15 protein-coding genes and 1 pseudogene are annotated in these 17,263 nt (G+C 63.8%); 9 read left to right on the top strand and 7 right to left on the bottom strand.

The genetic code is table 11. The features are described 5' to 3' along the window. The coding region (locus tag BRA62_RS01915) for a diacylglycerol/polyprenol kinase family protein (RefSeq protein WP_292364416.1) at positions 1–551 on the bottom strand (551 nt) is incomplete at its 3' end. A 115-nt stretch (positions 552–666) separates the two neighbouring features. Here BRA62_RS01915 and BRA62_RS01920 point away from each other — a divergent pair. Genes BRA62_RS01920 through malQ form a run of 3 tightly spaced genes read left to right on the top strand, consistent with a single transcriptional unit; the run spans position 667 to position 3,778 of the window. Beyond that, on the top strand, positions 667–1,434 hold the full coding sequence (locus tag BRA62_RS01920) for a TIGR04255 family protein (RefSeq protein ID WP_292364418.1): 768 nt from the start codon (positions 667–669) through the stop codon (positions 1,432–1,434). Positions 1,435–1,436: 2 nt separating this feature from the next. After that, positions 1,437–2,252, top strand: coding sequence for a proline dehydrogenase family protein (locus BRA62_RS01925; protein WP_292364420.1), 816 nt, complete (start codon positions 1,437–1,439; stop codon positions 2,250–2,252). A gap of 26 nt (positions 2,253–2,278) precedes the next feature. After that, on the top strand, positions 2,279–3,778 hold the full coding sequence (gene malQ, locus BRA62_RS01930; RefSeq protein WP_292364422.1) for a 4-alpha-glucanotransferase: 1,500 nt from the start codon (positions 2,279–2,281) through the stop codon (positions 3,776–3,778). 358 nt (positions 3,779–4,136) lie between these two features. On the opposite strand, the gene BRA62_RS01935 is transcribed toward malQ, so the two are convergent. After that, positions 4,137–4,334, bottom strand: a complete 198-nt coding sequence (locus BRA62_RS01935; protein WP_292364423.1) for a hypothetical protein — start codon at positions 4,332–4,334, stop codon at positions 4,137–4,139. Positions 4,335–4,495: 161 nt separating this feature from the next. Then, positions 4,496–5,242 carry a 2,3-diphosphoglycerate-dependent phosphoglycerate mutase gene (gene gpmA / locus BRA62_RS01940; RefSeq protein WP_292364424.1) on the bottom strand — a complete coding sequence of 249 codons (747 nt, stop codon included), beginning with the start codon at positions 5,240–5,242 and terminating at the stop codon, positions 4,496–4,498. 257 nt (positions 5,243–5,499) lie between these two features. Between gpmA and BRA62_RS01945 the strand changes: the two genes are divergently transcribed. After that, entirely contained in the window at positions 5,500–6,342 is an 843-nt protein-coding gene (locus BRA62_RS01945; RefSeq protein ID WP_292364425.1) for an META domain-containing protein, read from the top strand. A gap of 219 nt (positions 6,343–6,561) precedes the next feature. Then, the gene (locus tag BRA62_RS01950) at positions 6,562–7,413 is read left to right on the top strand and encodes an META domain-containing protein (RefSeq protein WP_292364426.1); all 852 of its coding nucleotides are present in this window, start codon (positions 6,562–6,564) and stop codon (positions 7,411–7,413) included. Between the two features lie 295 nt (positions 7,414–7,708). Here BRA62_RS01950 and BRA62_RS01955 read toward each other — a convergent pair whose 3' ends face one another. The 4 genes from BRA62_RS01955 to BRA62_RS01970 form a co-directional block, all read right to left on the bottom strand. After that, positions 7,709–8,134, bottom strand: a complete 426-nt coding sequence (locus tag BRA62_RS01955) for a nuclear transport factor 2 family protein (RefSeq protein ID WP_292364427.1) — start codon at positions 8,132–8,134, stop codon at positions 7,709–7,711. A 56-nt stretch (positions 8,135–8,190) separates the two neighbouring features. Next, positions 8,191–9,990, bottom strand: a complete 1,800-nt coding sequence (locus tag BRA62_RS01960; RefSeq protein ID WP_292364429.1) for a molybdopterin-binding protein — start codon at positions 9,988–9,990, stop codon at positions 8,191–8,193. Beyond that, entirely contained in the window at positions 9,987–10,808 is an 822-nt protein-coding gene (gene tsaA, locus BRA62_RS01965) for a tRNA (N6-threonylcarbamoyladenosine(37)-N6)-methyltransferase TrmO (protein ID WP_292364430.1), read from the bottom strand. The genes BRA62_RS01960 and tsaA overlap by 4 nt, the downstream gene beginning before the upstream one ends. A gap of 62 nt (positions 10,809–10,870) precedes the next feature. Continuing rightward, positions 10,871–11,512: an FmdE family protein gene (locus BRA62_RS01970; protein WP_292364431.1), complete on the bottom strand. Its 642-nt coding sequence runs from the start codon at positions 11,510–11,512 to the stop codon at positions 10,871–10,873. A gap of 319 nt (positions 11,513–11,831) precedes the next feature. Here BRA62_RS01970 and fdhF point away from each other — a divergent pair. From fdhF to BRA62_RS01990, 4 genes and pseudogenes are all read left to right on the top strand, one after another. Further along, positions 11,832–13,897: pseudogene (fdhF, locus tag BRA62_RS01975) on the top strand (formate dehydrogenase subunit alpha). Continuing rightward, complete coding sequence (locus tag BRA62_RS01980) at positions 13,898–15,136, top strand: Coenzyme F420 hydrogenase/dehydrogenase, beta subunit C-terminal domain (protein WP_292364432.1); 1,239 nt, start codon at positions 13,898–13,900, stop codon at positions 15,134–15,136. Between the two features lie 363 nt (positions 15,137–15,499). After that, positions 15,500–15,961 carry a glyoxalase/bleomycin resistance/dioxygenase family protein gene (locus tag BRA62_RS01985; RefSeq protein ID WP_292364433.1) on the top strand — a complete coding sequence of 154 codons (462 nt, stop codon included), beginning with the start codon at positions 15,500–15,502 and terminating at the stop codon, positions 15,959–15,961. A gap of 122 nt (positions 15,962–16,083) precedes the next feature. Next, complete coding sequence (locus BRA62_RS01990) at positions 16,084–16,815, top strand: formate dehydrogenase accessory sulfurtransferase FdhD (protein ID WP_292364434.1); 732 nt, start codon at positions 16,084–16,086, stop codon at positions 16,813–16,815. Positions 16,816–17,263 lie beyond the last annotated feature (448 nt).

Below are 17,263 nucleotides of genomic sequence, written 5' to 3' on the forward strand. Positions count from 1 at the left end.
CCGACCCCCACCCCCACCAGCGTCGTACACACCCCCACCTGAATCGCCACGTTGTCGTCGAGCGGGAAGCAGGCCTCGATGATGCCCGCAACGGCCGCGACGAACATGGCCGCCCACCAGGGGACCAGGAAGGAGAGCGCGAGCGCGGACGCCGCCGCCCCGGCAAGCGTCCCCTCGAGCGACTTTTTGCCCCGGAGCGTGTGCCTCCCGAACCGCAGCCCGACGAGGGTCGAAATGCTGTCGAGCACCCCGACCGTGACGAGGCCGACCGCGGTATACTCGCGGCCGAAGACCGCGAGGCAGAAGAGCGCGCCGGGGGCGTAGGCGATACCGCCCTTGAGCGGCACCTTCCCGGTGCGTTCCGACTCGTCCATCACCCGGGAGAGGACCGGGACGTCGTAGCCGCGGGTGAAGGCGTCGCAGAGGAGGAACAGGACGACGAGTGCGGCGCTCACGAAGACGAATGCCCACCGGTCGTCCAGGCGGAGAATGATCGCGGCGCCGAGGAGCCCCATGAGCAGGTGGACCGTCTGGCGGAACGTCTCGCTCATCGCACCGGAATAGCGGCCCCGGCAGATAAAGCATCGTGCGGGTTCCGGCCGGACGTCGCCGAGCAGTCACCTTAAAGTAGTCTCCTTCCATCCAACACCCCTGAGGGAGAAGAAGATGGCAGAGATACGAAAGTATGTCAACCCCCCCGCCGCCGAAGTGATATGCGAGTTCCGGTTTCCCGAGGATATCCCCTGGGATATGACCTATCCGGGCATACTCTATAGTCACCTGAAGGACGCCTACCCGAAGAGAGACCAGCGCTACGTGCGCGAGGTGGTCATGCTCCTCGGCCCGGAGGGGCTCCGCGAGGAACTCCTGGTCGGCGAACGGTCGATCTTTCTTTCCGAGGACGAGGGCTGCGCCGTCCAGGTCGGGCCCCGGCTGCTCTCGGTCAGTTGCCAGAAGCCGTACGTCCACTGGGAGGCCTTCTCGGAACGGATCCACGGTGCGTTCGAACGGTTCCGGGAGGTCATCAGCGCTGATGCCATCGGCACCATGAACCTGCGCTACGTCAACCTCATCGATATCCCGGAAAGCGAGGTGACGCTCTCGGACTACTTCGCCTTCTACCCCGTCCTCCCGCCGGAACTCCCGCGGGTGCCGGCGGGGTTCATCACCGGGTGCGAGTTCTCGTTCCACGACAACCGCGACAACTGCCGGGTGGAACTTACCGACGCCGTGCCGGAGTCGACGGGGCACAACGCGTTCCTCTTAAACATCGACTACTTCCTGTCGGAGGAGAAGAGCATCCCGATCGACGGGGTGGCCGACTGGCTGGAGATCGCCCACACCCACGTGCGGGACATCTTCGAGGCCTGCATCAGGGACACTCTCCGCGACCTCTTCACCATCAGGGAGGAAGCGCCGGTACCGGCACGGTGAGGATGATAGCGCCCTCGACCTCCGGCAGGGTTGAACACTGGACGCTGCCCGATCTCGATGCGGCGGTCCGGCGGTGCCGGGCGCAGAACGCCCGGGGCATCCGGTGCATCCTCGCCGCTCTCGGCGAGTACGCCCGGAGCGAGCAGCAGGTCCGGGAGAACCTGGAGCACTCTTCTGCCGCCATAGCCGCGATCAAGGAGCAGGGCCTGGACGCATCCCTCACCGTGAAGATGACTGCGCTTGGTGTGCTCCTCGATCGCGATGCCGCCAGGGAATCGCTGATTCGGCTCTGCAGCGGGGCGCATGCACGCGGCATCGGGTTCGAGGTAGATATGGAGGGGCGGGGACTCGTGGGGACGACGGTCGATGCCGCCGTCGCCTGCGCAAGGCAGGGGTTGCCGGTGACGCTCGCCCTCCAGACCTCCCTCGACCGCACCGCGGGCGACCTCGAACGCATCGTCCGCCACGGGATCCGGCCCCGCCTGGTGAAGGGAGCATACAGGGCGGATACGGATGACCCCGGCGAGGTCCGGGAGCGCTTTCGCACACTTGCAGCAGAACTCCTCGACCGGGGCGTGCCGTTCTCGGCCGGCACCCACGACCCGGATCTCGTCGCGTGGTTGGTGGAGCGTGCGGGCGGGACGGTCGAGTTCGGGTTCCTGATGGGGCTCGCGGACGAGACGAAACTCCGGCTCGCGAAGGAAGGGCGGGCCGTCGCGGAGTACGTGCCCTTCGGCGATCAGGCAAAGATATATGTCGCCCGGCGCGAGGCCTACCTCGCGGGGCTGGCGGCGGCGGGGAGGGCGCCGGTGCCGTAGCGCTCTCGCATCCGGGGAGGTTATACATGATCCAGACACGGGGAAGCGGCATACTCCTGCATGTCACGTCCCTGCCGTCGCCGTACGGCATCGGCGACTTCGGCCCGGCGGCTTACCGGTTCGCCGATGCGCTTGAGCGGGCCCGGCAGCACTACTGGCAGATCCTGCCGCTCAACCCGACAGAGACCGAGTACGCCCACTCACCCTACAGCAGCCCGTCGGCATTCGCCATAAGCACCCTCCTCATCAGCCCGGAGATGCTCGTCCGGGAGGGGTTCCTGAGGAAGAGCGACCTGGAGCCGGCGCCCGACTTCCCGGAGGAGCGGGTGGCGTACGAGGCGGCTGCCTGGTACCGGGAACGGTTGTTCTCGGTTGCTTACGAACGGTTCCGCCACTCCGGGCCGGATCGTGGGTTTGAAACGTTCTGCGACGTGAACGGGTGGTGGCTCGACGACCATGCGCTCTTCGTCGCGCTCAAAGACCGTTTCCGCGGGCAGGCGTGGAACAGGTGGCCGGAGGAGGTACAGACCCGGCAGCCGGAGGCTCTCAAAGAGATGCGCGAACTGCTCGACGACCGGATACGAAAAGAGACGTTCCTCCAGTACCTCGCCGCCCGGCAGTGGTCGGCCCTCCGCCGCTACTGCATCGAACGGGGCATCCAGGTCATCGGCGACATCCCGATCTACGTCGCGTACGACAGCGTCGACGTCTGGGCGAACCCCGGGATCTTCAAACTGGACGAAGACCTCCGCCCGACCGTGGTGGCGGGGGTCCCGCCCGATATGTTCAGCAGGACCGGGCAGCTCTGGGGGAACCCGGTCTACGACTGGGGCGCGCTCCGGGAACGGGGATACGGCTGGTGGATGAGCCGGATCGCCCGGTCCGGCGAACTCTACGACCTCTTCCGGATCGACCACTTCCGGGCGTTCGCCGACTACTACGAAGTCCCCGCGGGGGATGCGACTGCCGAGCACGGCACATGGGTCGACGGGCCGGGAGCGGAGTTCTTCGAGGCGCTCTCCCGGCGGTTCCCCTGCTTCGCCATCGTCGCCGAGGATCTGGGGGCAAACACCCCCGCCGTCCAGGCCCTCCTCGACCGGTTCTCCTTCCCGGGGATGAAGATCCTGCTCTTCGCGTTCGGCGAGGGAATCGAGAAGACCCCGCACATCCCGCACAACTACGTCCATAACCTCATCTGCTACACCGGGACGCACGACAACAACACGGCGAGAGGGTGGTTTGAGGAGGAGGCGTCGGAGGAGGATAAGCAGCGGTTCTTCGCCTACGCCGGGCGGGAGGTGGCGGCGGACGAGGTTCACCGGGAACTCGTCCGCCTGGCGATGACCTCGGTCGCCCGGGCGTGCATCGTCCCCATGCAGGACCTTCTCGGCCTCGGCGCCGCGGCACGGATGAACTACCCCTCGACAACCACGGGGAACTGGGTGTGGCGCATGACGCCGGAGGAGCTCGCCGGTGCGCCGTTCGAGTGGCTCCGCGAACTCACGGAGCTCACCGGGCGGGGGTGAGATGATGGTCTTGGAATCTTAACGCTGGACGATCTTCTAGATGACCTTGTCTAGAATCGCTCCAGAGCACGGATTTCCATAGGACTACGCACCTTCGGTGCTCGTGCTCCTGCCCTTCGGCCAGTCGCATATCGCACCTGGGGGAGGGGTTGCAGGGGAGGGGGGTCTCCCCCCTCGAAACCCTTCGGGTTTCTCATGCTCGCTGCGCTCACACTCCCCTTTGTCCCCACCCCCCGTGGCGATACTCAGGGGGAATCCGTGTCTGGTGGTGGTTGCCCACAAAGCCATCAACAGATCCCGAATCTCACAGAGTCGGGATATCCCAACACCCCTGCCTCTGAGGGGACCACCACCCCGCTCAGTACCTGGCCGTCAGCATCTCGAGTTCTTCCCTGACCGCCCGGCGGACCATCTCCTCGATGGCGGTGTAGTCGCGCTTCGCCTTCTCCTGTTTTTTGAGCATCTCTTCCATCTTCATGATCCCGAGGGAGAGGTTCTTCCCGTACCGCAGGGCGACCTCCAGCGCCTCCTCGTCAACCCGGACGACCCTGGACATAGGGTGATGTTTTCCGGGCAGGAATTTAATTGTTACAGATTTGTTACAGACGGGCAAAAGTTGTTACAAACCTGTAACAACAGCAGGAACAGCGTTACGATTGTGTTACAGGGAGAGAGATGAGAAGAGTTATCGACGAAAGACCGGGGGGATAGCCCCGGTTACCCCGCACCCGCCTGCCGGGCCACGCCCCGGGCGGCCGCCGCGATCTCCTCCGGGTCGCCGAGGTAGTAGTGCCTGACCGCCTTCAGGTCCCCGTCCAGTTCGTAGACGAGCGGGTAGCCGGTGGGGATGTTGAGGCCCGCGATCTCGTCGTCCGGGACCCCGTCCAGGTGCTTGACCAGGGCCCGGAGGCTGTTGCCGTGGGCGGAGACCAGGACGGGTTTGCCTCGCCGGAGATCTTCGGCGATATGGCTCTCCCAGTAGGGGAGCACCCGTTTGAGCGTGTCGTGCAGGGCCTCGGTCGCAGGGAGGGTCTCCGGGTCGAGATCCGCGTAGCGGGGGTCGAACCGCGGGTGTCTCGGGTCGTCCCACGCGAGCGGCGGGGGCTGCACGCCGTATGCCCGGCGCCAGAGGTGCACCTGATCCGCACCGTATTTTTCGGCGGTCTCCCGCTTGTTCAGGCCCTGCAGGGCGCCGTAACTCTTCTCGTTCAGCCGCCACGACCGGTGCACTGGTATGTACATGAGATCGAGGTCGTCCATCACGATCCAGAGCGTCCGGATCGCCCGCTTCAGGACGGAGGTATAGGCGACGCCGAACGTATACCCGCCATCCCTGAGAAGTTCCGCCGCATGGTGTGCCTCTACCATACCCTGCGGCGAGAGGTCGACATCAGTCCAGCCCGTGAACCGGTTCTCCCTGTTCCAGGTGCTCTCGCCGTGCCGTAACAGGATCAACGTTGCCATCGCACTCTTCTCCCGTGCCCGGTATTGAACGCCTCGCCGGATAAAGCCCTTGCATACGCAGGAAGGTGCCCGGCGAGAGATGCCGGAATGCCGCAACGCCGGAGGAACAGTCCGCCCCTCGCCGTCCGGCGATATAGGACAACCTGACCCGGGTAATCCATATAATCGCCAGTTTTGGCAAACCGGCCACACATAAGTTCGATTTTTTTCGTAGCCTACCATTCTTTTATCATTCAATCCCGCCCATATGCACTCGTATGGCATCGAACAGAAGGAGGAACAGAAACTATATCCTCACGGCAGCGTCGCTGCTCGTCATCGTCGTGGCGTGCGTCATCGCCGCAGGGTGCACAGGAGGCACGTCGACGCCCGGTGCGGTCACCGGGCTCACCGGGACCTCCTGGACGCTCGACTCGTACCTCGCCGAGAACGGCTCCCTCGTCCCGGTCCTGCCGGGAACGGAGGTCACCGCCCGGTTCGGCGACGACGGCAAAGTCACCGGCTCCGCCGGGTGCAACGGCTACGGCGGCGACTACCGGCTCGACGACACGTCCCTTTCGGTATCATCGATTGCTCAGACGCTGAAACTCTGCACGGAGCCCGAAGGTATCATGAAGCAGGAGGCAAGGTTCATCGATCTCCTCGGCTCGGCGGAGGGCTGCCGGATCGAGGATGGCCGGCTCATCATCACCGACGCGGAGGGCACCGACCTGCTCGTCTTCGTGAAGGGGGCCGAACCTGCAGCGCTCGCCGGGACATCATGGACGCTCGCGAGCCTCGCCGGGGAGGACGGCGCTCTGATATCGGTCCTTGACGGCACGACAGTCACGGCGGCCTTCGGCATCGACGGCAACGTCGGCGGGTCGGCCGGGTGCAACCACTACAGCGCAGACTACACCGCGGACGGCGCGAGCCTCACCATCGAGCCGGCCGTAAGGACCGAGATGTACTGCATCGACCCGCCGGGCATCATGGAGCAGGAGAACAGGTACCTCAACCTGTTAACGTCGGTTGCAGGCTACCGCATCGACGGCGACCGGCTCGACCTCCTCGATAAGGCCGGAAAGACCCTGCTCTCTTACAGCGCGAACCGGGCCTGATCTGTTCCCCATTTCAGGCGGCCGGAGAGGCCGGCCACCGCCCGGTTTTCCATTTTTACCGCACCCAGGGCCCAATATCTCCCGCCAGCGAAGGCTCGGGGCGACAGAGCCGGATCGACGCCGCTTGCATCCAGCCATCAGGGAGAGGGCGATCGAGAGAATTTCGGTGGAAATGGGTTGCTTTTTCTTCTTCCACCCCCTATTCTATCCTTGATAGAGATGGGGAGAGACGGACACCACACACTCGCGAAGGCCGCATTCCTGATCATCGTGGCGGCATGCCTCTTCTCGGTCGGCTACTCCGGGGGGGCGGATACGCCTCCCGACGACGCCAATAAGGTCGCCGAACCGCTTGCGGGGAGCGCATGGGATCTGATCGCGTTCCGTGCCGATAACGGTTCCATCGCCGCGCCCCTGCCCGGGGTGGAGCCGCTCATCGTCTTCGGCGAGAGCGGCACGCTCTCGGGGTTCGCCGGGTGCAACCTCTACTCCGCCCCCTACCGGATCAACGGCTCCACAATCAAGGTGGAGCCGATAGAAGGCACGGAGGCCCACCCTGCGGCAGAGCAGGGCCTCGTGCAGCAGGAGAGCAGGTACCGGGAACTCCTCGTTGCGGCTGCCTCTTACAAGGTCGAGGACGACCGGCTGGTGCTCTCCGGGCCGTCGGGTAAGGACCTGCTCGTCTTTGAGCGGTCGGACCAGCCCGGGACCGTGCCGCTGCTTTCGACCGAATGGCGGCTGACCCACTACACCACCGGCGGCGGCAGCACCGTCGCGTCGCCGGTGCCCGGCACCAGCATCACCCTGGTCTTCGACGACGACGGCACGCTCTCGGGGTCCGCCGGGTGCAACGCCTACTCGGCCCCGTACCGGGTCAACGAGACGGGCATTGGCGTGGAACGGATCATCGCGACGAAGGCCTCCTGCACCGAGCCCGCCGGCATCATGGAGCAGGAGCGCGCTTACCTGGACCTCCTCCGGTCGGCGGCGGGCTACCGGATCGTCGGGGATACGCTCGCGGTCATCGACGGCAACGGCAGGGCGATTCTCTTTTATGAGGCAGAGGGTTGATGTGGGGTTACCGGGACATTTCTCCGCTTCGAAATCTGCGGTAACAGCCCATCCCTTCGCGATCTTCGCGTCTTCGCGTGAGAACCCATGCAGGAGTAGCGATACAGCCTCGCGCGAAGCCGCGAAAGGCGCGAAGAAGTGACTTCGATTGAAAAACATTCTCCAGAATTTGCTATTCGTATAAACCATAGCGAACGGCTCTGGATAACATCCTCAGATTAGCCCCGGATATTTTTGCTACGATGAGGAGGATGTTGACCTTTGACGGGAGGCATTCTATAGACCCGAAAAAGAGTCACGCCGGATACAACCGCCCGGCCTCCTGGCCCTCTGCCGGGAGCGAGTAGTGCATCTGGGCAAAGACCCATGCATGGCCCGTCCCCCGGAGCACCGCTGTCAGCCGCCCGTTCAGGGTCTGCGATACCCCGTCGGCGACGATGTGGTAAGCCGTACCGGCCATGACCCACGCGACCGTTCCCTCGGCACCGATACGGATGTCGGAGAACTCAAGCGAGATCGTCTCCGCCTGCGAAAAGTCGCGCTCAAGCTGCCGGCGGTAAGCCTCCCTCCCGATCGCCTTCTCGTCGGCGCCGGTCCCGAAACCCCGGAAATCGGGGTCGGCGAGCGCCATTATGCCGCCGACATCCTTCCTTGCCGTAGCCTCCGCCATCCGCCGGAGCACCGCCAGGATCTGGTTCTGTGTCTGCTCGCTGACGCGCATGAGGAGTACTCTCGCTGAAAGGAAGATGTTCTTTTCGCGTATGCGTGCCGCGCGCGTCACGTGGGGTTTCGTCCCCTCTCTGCCGGATCGGGATTCGCGCGGAACTCAGGCGACCGGACGATCCGGATAAGGGCTGCGACCCCGTCGTCCGCAGCAAGCTCCTCCCGGACCACCAGATCGCACGACTCGTAGCCGAGCGGGGTGAACCGGAGCCCCGCCTCCCGCGCCTCACGGGCCGGGCAGACCCTCGCGTCCGCACATCCGGTGGGGTGATCGGCATCGATGCCCTGCCGGTCCAGCCATGCATCGAGGAGGATCCGCGCCGCCGTATCTTTCGGGCGGTTGACGAACCGCAACGACGCAAGGCTCTCGGTGTCGAGGTCGCCGGCCGAGGCAACCCCGAGTTCCGTCCGGGCAATCTGCACCCGCAGGAGGTCCACATCCGGCAGGTACCGGAGCACCTGGTCGTTCCAGGCCGTTTCAGTCTCCGGGAGAGCAACCGTTGCCGCGTGGCAGGTGTTCGCCCGCAGGGCCAGCACCGCCTCCATCGTCGAGGCGTTGCAGCAGTGGAGCAGGTAGCCGGTCTCCGAGAGGCAATTTCCGAGTTCGCCGAGAGCAGGATCGCGCCGGCCGACACAGATAAGCGTGCGGGCGATAGAGGCCGGCGGGACGGTGAGCCGGACGCGCACCTCCTCACCCGCCTCGATCCCCTCACGAGCGGCGGGGATGTGGAGGTAGCCGTTCGCCCGGACTACCGCCATCTGGATACCGCCGCCCCGGGGATGCGGTGTCGCCCAGCAGGTGCCGGACACCTGCCCGACCGAGACCGGGACGAACTCGTCGAACCCGAGATCGGACGCCAGTCTCCTTGATAACCGGACGTCCAGCTCCCCGCCCGGGAGCGGCGAGAGCCCCCACCACGCGAGCAGGTTCCCGGCAACCTCGCGAAGGACCGTCTGTGCGGCGACGGGATACCCCGGCATCCCGAGAACCGGCTTGCCGTCGACGTTCGCGAGCAGCACCGGTTTTCCCGGCCTGACCGCGATGCCGTGGAAGACGATCTCCCCGAGCGCGCCGACGACATCCCGGGAGAAGTCACGGGTGCCGGCCGACGAACCTGCCGAGAGGATGACGAGATCGTTCTCGCCGACCGCCTTCTGCACCGCCTCCCGGATCAGGTCCGGGTCGTCGGGGACGATCCCGTAACGGCGGCAGGTCGCCCCCGTCCGGGTGAGATAAGCCTCCGCCATGAGAGTGTTCGTCTCGATCGTCTGGCCGGGCGCGGGCGCTACACCGAGCGGGACGAGGTCGCTCCCCGTCGGGACGATGCCGACCCGGACCGACCGCACGCGCACCCGGGCTATCCCGTAAGTCGCGAGCGCGCCGATATCGAACGGCCGGACACGGTGGCCTTTCGGGAGGACGAGCTCGCCGGCACGGATATCCTCTCCGGCACGTCGGACGTGCTGCCCGTACGCGACGGACTTCCGGATCAGGGGTATGCCGCCGTCGTCCCAGGTATCCTCGATCATGACGACGGCGTCAAATGACTGCGGGAGCACCTCGCCGGTATTGACGCGGGCACACTCAAGAAGAGGCAGCGGCCGCTGGTCTTGCGCCCCGAGTGTATCCCCGCTCTTCACTGCGTAGCCGTCGAACTTCGCAATATCGGCACCGGGAATAGAACACTCTGCATACAGGGGCTCGGCCGTCACCCTGCCGACTGCGAGATGCAACGGCACGGTCTCGACATGGTCCCCGGGGGGAAACGCCTGCCGCATAACCGCGAGCGCTTCTGCGAGCGGCGTAAGGTTCAGGTACCGGCGTGGCATGCTCTTGACTCCAGGGGTAATCATTTCTCCATCGATTGCGCCGGAGAGCGGACCTTGCAGTCGAAGAGCGACGTCTCGCCGGCCGCAAGGATCGTATCAACGCTCTCCGGGACGATCCGGAGACAGAAGACCGCCTCCTCCCGCGGGCCGGCAACGGCGTAGCGGGTCCCTCCCTGACACTCCAGCCGGCGGTTTCCCGGGCGCGCGCCGGTGATCCCGATGAGCGCGTCGGCGATGCAGGGGTCGGCGCCGAGCGTGACCGAGACCTGCGGCACCGAGAGGTCGCGCTCGAGGATACGCGTCGCCGCCTCCGCGATCCGCACCGCGACCGCCACGCCCGGACAGAATTCCCCGTGATAGTTCACGGCCTCGCGGATGAGGCTCGCCCGGTATTCGCCGGGGCTCATCTTCCGGATCTTTTCCGTCCGGTCGTGGCCGGTCGCGGAGAAGACGCAGTCCCATCCCGTCTGGTAGGGCTTGAGGTCGATCACCGGCGTCCCGTCGATCAGGTCCACGTTCGCGAGCGTGAGAAACCGCCCGTCCCGCACGCCGCGCAGCCGCACCACCGAGACGGAGAGGGGGTTCGGCCTTGCCGGAGAGCGGAGGGAGAAGACGCCCTTCTCCGGGAGGTCGCCCGAGACCTTCCGGGCCACCGCCTTCAGGACTCCCCGGTCAGCCTCATGGAGCCAGCAGGCGAGGATCAGGTGCGAGTTCTCCTCGATGCCGAGGAGCGCCCCGGCGTAGTCCGGAAAGACCTCGATCTCGGCGTCGATGCCCTGGACCGGCATATCGCTGCGGGAGCGGATGCTTGAGTGCACGAGCCCGATAGGGAAGAGTTCCATGCGGTGCCTTCTGTGTTGACGGGATATACGCTCTCCCCCGGAGGGGGGAGAGGGAGACATCTTCAGTACGCCGTCTTCTCGTAGTAGGACTGGGACCGGCAGTCTGCGCAGGCCCCGCTGACGAGCATGTTGTCGGGAACCATCTCGCCGCAGATGGAACAGATTGCAGACCTCCAGGGCCATTTCTGGGGCACCTTTACCCGCACCCTCTCGTACGAGAGCATATCGCGCCCTGCATCGATGATCTCGTCGATCAGCGCGATGCCCCGGGTTCTCGGGTCGAAGAGCGGGTCTTTGGTGTACCACAGGGCGAACGTCGGATACCGTCTGATCTTCTCGCCGTCGACGAAGACCCGGATCCCGTTCACGTACGGGGCTTCGGCCGGCCCGTTCATGGTGACGGCGAACTTCCCGATCGGGATCACCCGGAGGCGGTGGTTGCCGGTCGTGCAGTGGGCGATCACCTGCAGGGGGTCGGGCAGGCACTTCGTGGTCTCGCAGACGGCGTAGATCTTCTCGCCTTCGGTAGGGGCCAGGAGTTCCAGTGCATAATCCACCATAAAGACCCCGACCAGGAGCCCGGGGGCCGCGAAGGTGTGAAAGTCGATACATCTCCGGAAGTAGTCGATTAATGCCGGAGCAGAGCCTCTGGACTTGAGCCGGGCCTCGATATCATCCCAGGTGTGATTCAGTCTCGGTTGCACGGAAGAGTATTTGATCAAGGTTAGTTGTAAATATTTTGGATAAGTAAATTGAATTTAATTTACCCAAACCTGGCAGATACGGCATATTACCAACCAGGTATCGTATAATCGCATAATAAAAGACATCATGGCGATTACTCGGCATGCAGAGGATGAGAGATTATAAAGATGAATTATACAACCTAAACTAATTGCTAGTGTTAAAATAGTAAGTTTAAATTTATATACTACCGGGTCGAGTAAACCTATTGTAAGCATGTCCGTCCTTTCCTGACATGCTTGGCAACCGACGTTGAACGCAACAATCGGGAGAATGTGAATGACAGAAACCAATGGAAAGTTACGCTACGTTCCGACGACCTGTCCGTACTGCGGCGTAGGGTGCGGGCTCAACCTCGTGGTGAACGACGGCAAACTCGTAGGGGTAGAACCCCTGAAGAGAACCCCGGTGAACGAGGGAAAACTCTGCCCCAAGGGTGCCACCTGCTGGGAGTTCGTGCAGAGCCCCGACCGGCTGACAAAGCCCCTTATCAAGAAGAACGGCGAGTTCGAGGAAGCGACCTGGGACGAGGCGCTCGATCTCGTCGCCTCGAAGTTCAAGGAGACCCACGAGAAATACGGGCCGAAATCCCTCGGCTTCCAGGTCTCGTGCCGGACCCCGAACGAAGAGTGCTATATCATGCAGAAACTCGCGCGGGTGGCCTTTAAGACCAACAACATCGACAACTGCGCGCGGATCTGCCACGGACCTTCCGTCGCGGGGCTTTCGCTCTCGTTCGGCTCCGGTGCCGCGACGAACCCCTTCGAGGACGTCCTGAACGCCGATGTCATCTTCCTGATCGGGTCGAACCCCATTGAGGCCCACCCGCTCGCCGGGCGCCGGCTTGTCCAGGCAAAGAAGGCTGGCAAGAAGATCATCGTCTGCGACCCGCGCTACACGCCCACGGCGCGCCTGGCCGATGAGTACGTCCGCTACAACCCTTCGACGAACATTGCCCTGATCAACTCGATCATGTACTGGATCATCCAGCAGGATCTCCATGACAAGGAGTTCATCGAGAAGAGGACGGTGGGATTCGAAGACCTGAAGAAGACCGTGGAAGACTACGCGGACGTTGAGTCGATCACCGGCGTCCCCACCGAGAGGATCAAGGAGATCGCCCGGATTTACGCCGGCGCCAAGAGCGCGGTGATCATCTACTGCCTCGGCATCACGGAGCTCACGACCGGCACGGACAACGTCCGGTCGCTCGGGAACCTCTCGATGCTCACGGGCAACGTGGGCAGGCCCGGCACCGGCGTCAACCCGCTTCGCGGCCAGAACAACGTCCAGGGCGCCTGCGACATGGGTGCCTACCCGAACGTCTTCTCCGGCTACCAGAAGTGCGAGGACGACACCATCCGCAAGCGCATGGAGGAACTCTGGGGCGTCACCGGGCTTGAAAGCGAGTACGGCGCGACGCTGACGGAGCAGATCACCCAGTGCGGCGACCCGATAAGAGCGATGTACATCTTCGCGCTGAACCCGGTCGTCTCCTACCCCGACTCGAACCACGTCATGCGGTCGCTCGAGAAACTCGACTTCCTGGTCGTGCAGGACATCTTCATGACCGAGACGGCGAAATACGCCGACGTAATCCTGCCCGGGCATCCTTCGCCGAGAAGGACGGGACGTTCACCAGCGGCGAGCGGCGCATCAACCGTGTAAGGAAAGCCGTGGAGCCCCCGGGCGATGCAAAGGAAGACTGGCAGATCTTCGTGGATCTCGCCCACAAACTCGGCCTCCAGGGCTTTGACTTCAACTCGCCGGAGGATATCTGGAACGACGTACGGCGGGTCACCCCGTCGATGTCCGGCATCTCCTACGCAAGGATGGAGAAGCCAGAGTCCGTGCACTGGCCCTGCCCGTCAGAGGACCACCCCGGAACGCCGATCCTGCACCGCGAGAAGTTCGCATCGGCCGACGGCCTCGGTCACTTCTTCGGTCTCGAGCACCGGCCGCCCGCGGAGGTCGCCGACACCGAGTATCCGTTCACCCTGATGACCGGACGTCTGCTCTTCCACTACCACACCCGGACCCAGACCGGCCGGGCGGAGCTCCTCCACCACGAGGTGCCCGCAGGCTACGTCCAGATCAACAGCGAGGATGCCGCGCGTCTGAAGATCCAGAACGGCGAGAAGATCAAACTCACCAGCAGGCGCGGCGAGGTCGAGACCATCGCGAAGGTGACCGATGAGGTCGCACCCGGCGTTCTGATGATGACGATGCACTTCGGGGATGCGGCCGCGAACATGCTGACGAACACCGCTCTCGACCCGCTCTCCAAGATGCCGGAGTTGAAGCACAGTGCTGTGAAGGTCGAGAAGATCACGGGGGTGCAGTAAATGGCAGCAAAGGGAGATATGGTATACGCCTGGACGACGAGCCCCGATATCGCCAGCGTCGCGGAGTGCGGCGGTGCGGTGACCGGACTGCTCAAGTATGCCCTGGAGAACAAGATCGTCGACGCCGTGCTGGCGGTGAAGAAAGGAGTGGACCTCTATGACGCGGTCCCCACGATCATCACCGACCCCGCCGAGCTCTCGGAGACGGCAGGCTCGCTCCACTGCGGGACGCTCCTGCTCTCGAAACTGGTCAAGAAGTACCTGGGCGGGGCCGAGGATATGCGCCTTGCCGTGACGGTAAAAGGCTGCGACGCGATGGGCCTCTATGAGCTCGCGAAGCGCAACCAGGTCAACCTGGACAACCTCCTCATGATCGGCGTCAACTGCGGCGGTTCGGTCAGTCCGGTGACCGCCCGGAAGATGATCCGCGAGAAGTTCGGGGTCGACCCCGACGATGTGGTCAAGGAAGAGATCGACAAGGGCCAGTTCATCATCGTCACGAAAGACGGCCAGCACAAGGGCATCTCGATGGACGAGCTTGAGGACGAGGGCTACGGCCGCCGCAGCAACTGCCGCCGCTGCAAGATGAAAGTCCCGCGCCAGGCGGATCTCGCCTGCGGCAACTGGGGCGTCATCGGCGACAAGGCCGGCAAAGCCACCTTCGTCGAGGTCTGCTCCGAGAAGGGTGCGGATCTCCTGAGCAGGGCCGCGAAGGCCGGGGCGATCGCCACGGAGCCCGCGAACCCGAAGGGAATCGAGATCCGCGGCAAGGTCGAGAACGCGATGCTGAAGCTCGGCGACAAGTGGCGCGGGCGCTACTTCGAGGGCCTCGGCGAGGGCAAGGAGCGTCTCCAGAAGATGATGGAGGATGCATCCCGGTGTATCAAGTGCTACGCCTGCATCGAGAACTGCCCGATCTGCTACTGCGAAGAGTGCAGCACGAAGAAGCCCTACCTGGTGCCGCCGGGCGTGCTCCCCGTGCCGTTCATGTTCCACCTGATCCGGTTCGCTCACGTGGCGGACTCCTGTGTCAACTGCGGCCAGTGCGAGGAGAATTGCCCGATGGAGATCGCGAACTCGCTCTACATGCACGCCCTGCAGACGGACATGGAGAGGATGTTCGGCCACACCCCGGGTGTGGACATGGAACTCCCGGTGCTCGCGCTCGTCGAGGAGCAGGCGGAACGCCAGCGGCTCTCCGCAACCGGCAGCGACCAGATCTTCGACGTGTTTAAGTAAGCGATGTTCCGAGAAAATTGCGCAGCAATTTTCGAGCGACAGGCCGAAGGGTGCGATGGCCGGCAGGCGGTGACGGGGTAACACCCTGAGCCTGCCTGTGCCCGACCGTCCGGCCGGGTGTGTGATCAACGACATCTTGAGTTCCATAAAAACCCGAATGTGCCCGTGCCGGGGCGCAAAAGGGTGTGTCTGGCAATACCCGGCGGCGGGGGAAATTCCCCTGTCATCTCTTCCCGCCCCCGGACAGCCGTCAATACCCCTTTTACACCATTTTTCAGGGCATTTAAACGAAGGGGTTCCGGGAAGCGGGAAACGCAGAGATCGGAAGGCTGAACTGCCGCACTACCCCATGAGATGATCGATATGAGATTCGTATGCCCGCTTATCGTCGTTCGTGACGTAGAGGTCTCCAGGGCGTTCTACGAAGAGGTGCTGGACCAAAGGGTTCTCCACGATCACGGCGAGAACGTGATGTTCGAGGGTGGTTTTGCGATCCACCTCCGGTCGCACTTCTCGAACCTCATCGACGTCCCCGAGAGCGATATCGTTCCGGGAAAGAACGTCGAACTCTACTTCGAAGAGGACGACCTGGACGCCTTCATGGAAAGACTCAACGGCATGGACTCCGTGAACGTAGTTCACGGACTGATAGAGCAGCCCTGGGGGCAGCGGGCCGTCAGGTTCTACGACCCCGACATGCACATCATCGAGGTCGGCGAACCCATGGAGAGCGTGGTAACGAGGTTCCTTGAGAGCGGGTTCTCGGTCGAGGAGACCGCACGGCGCACCTCGATGCCCGAGGAGTTCGTCAGGCAGCGTGCATGAAAGGTGCACCTGGGACGGCCACCGGTATCATCTAGTCCTCTCCCGTGCATGATCTACAGAGGATCATGCCCACCGCCGGAGTGATCCCGGCGGCGCGTGCGGCATACGTGAAGTGAGGAACCATGTTCAGGAGAATTGCCTGTATCCGTATCGGCGGTGGAGAGATCGTCCGTGATGCCGCCGAGGAGACGCCGGTGGCGATCTTCGTCAACGGCCGGCACCTGACGACCGTGATCCTGAGCCCCGGCGGATTTCGAGACTTCATCACCGGCTACCTCTACACCGAAGAGATCATCCGGAGCGCCGACGAGATCGAGTCGGTCAGGATCGAAGAGAACCGGATCAGCGTCCTCACAAAGAACATCTTCAAGAGGGTCAGCGTGAAGAAGACCATCCTCTCCGGGTGCGGGGGGGCCGTCTCCTACATCGACACACAGAAACTGCCCGTGATCGACTCCGACCTCGCGGTCACCGTCCCGGATATCGAGGCCGCCGTCGCCGCTCTCAGAGCGCCCGGTCCGCTCGATGCGGTCTCTCTTGCCAAGGGAGGCCGCATCGTCGCCTGTGCAGAAGACCTCGACCGGCACAACGCCCTCGACCGGGTGATCGGCCGGGGACTGCAAAACGACCTTGACTTCTCCCAGACGATTGCCGTCGGCACCGGCCCGGTCACCTCCGAGATGGTCCGGAAATGCCTGATGGCGAACATCCCGGTGCTGGTCTCCACCGGACCCCCGACCGCACTTGCCGTCGAGATCGCGGAGGAGACCGGGCTCTGCATCGTCGGGTCCGCGGGGACGCCGGAGATGGCGGTGTATACGCACGAAAAACGGATAGCGGGAATGGGGGCGTAGGACTGGGTGAGTAAGCGCTCCCTGGGGACAAAAATGAATTGCAAAGGGTTATCGGGGGGTGACCCTGCTGCAACCTTGCTTTTGATCGCGGCAGGAGAGGGGGTTCCATTGGGCCCTACCCTACGTGCCCGATAGTTCCCTTTGGCCACATCTGGCACGGATTTCCATTGGAAATCGCATCTTCGGTGCTCCTGCTCCGTTCCCACCGGAACGTCGCTTATCGCCACGCACTGCCCCGCCCCTCGGGAAGGAGTGCGACGGACAGGACGTCCGGAAGGTCTTCGAGTGCGGGTTGCAGGTGTCCGAATACATGGTAGAGACAGGGGAGGGGGCATGCCCCCTCCCCACCTGACGGTGGTCGAGCTCCGTTCCTGCGGAACGTCGCACTCCGCACCCTTCGGGTGCTCATGCTCCGGCCGTCCCGCCCGTCGCACTCCCCGTCAGCCCC

The organism is Methanoculleus sp. UBA208 (assembly GCF_002498065.1).
Lineage (GTDB): Archaea > Halobacteriota > Methanomicrobia > Methanomicrobiales > Methanoculleaceae > Methanoculleus.

Excerpts from the sequence above, each read along its gene's own strand:
- BRA62_RS01920 (WP_292364418.1), top strand. The coding sequence starts at position 667 with ATGGCAGAGATACGAAAGTATGTCAACCCCCCCGCCGCCGAAGTGATA.
- BRA62_RS01925 (WP_292364420.1), top strand. The coding sequence starts at position 1,437 with ATGATAGCGCCCTCGACCTCCGGCAGGGTTGAACACTGGACGCTGCCC.
- malQ (WP_292364422.1), top strand. The coding sequence starts at position 2,279 with ATGATCCAGACACGGGGAAGCGGCATACTCCTGCATGTCACGTCCCTG.
- BRA62_RS01935 (WP_292364423.1), bottom strand. The coding sequence starts at position 4,334 with ATGTCCAGGGTCGTCCGGGTTGACGAGGAGGCGCTGGAGGTCGCCCTG.
- gpmA (WP_292364424.1), bottom strand. The coding sequence starts at position 5,242 with ATGGCAACGTTGATCCTGTTACGGCACGGCGAGAGCACCTGGAACAGG.
- BRA62_RS01945 (WP_292364425.1), top strand. The coding sequence starts at position 5,500 with ATGGCATCGAACAGAAGGAGGAACAGAAACTATATCCTCACGGCAGCG.
- BRA62_RS01950 (WP_292364426.1), top strand. The coding sequence starts at position 6,562 with ATGGGGAGAGACGGACACCACACACTCGCGAAGGCCGCATTCCTGATC.
- BRA62_RS01955 (WP_292364427.1), bottom strand. The coding sequence starts at position 8,134 with ATGCGCGTCAGCGAGCAGACACAGAACCAGATCCTGGCGGTGCTCCGG.
- BRA62_RS01960 (WP_292364429.1), bottom strand. The coding sequence starts at position 9,990 with ATGATTACCCCTGGAGTCAAGAGCATGCCACGCCGGTACCTGAACCTT.
- tsaA (WP_292364430.1), bottom strand. The coding sequence starts at position 10,808 with ATGGAACTCTTCCCTATCGGGCTCGTGCACTCAAGCATCCGCTCCCGC.
- BRA62_RS01980 (WP_292364432.1), top strand. The coding sequence starts at position 13,898 with ATGGCAGCAAAGGGAGATATGGTATACGCCTGGACGACGAGCCCCGAT.
- BRA62_RS01985 (WP_292364433.1), top strand. The coding sequence starts at position 15,500 with ATGAGATTCGTATGCCCGCTTATCGTCGTTCGTGACGTAGAGGTCTCC.
- BRA62_RS01990 (WP_292364434.1), top strand. The coding sequence starts at position 16,084 with ATGTTCAGGAGAATTGCCTGTATCCGTATCGGCGGTGGAGAGATCGTC.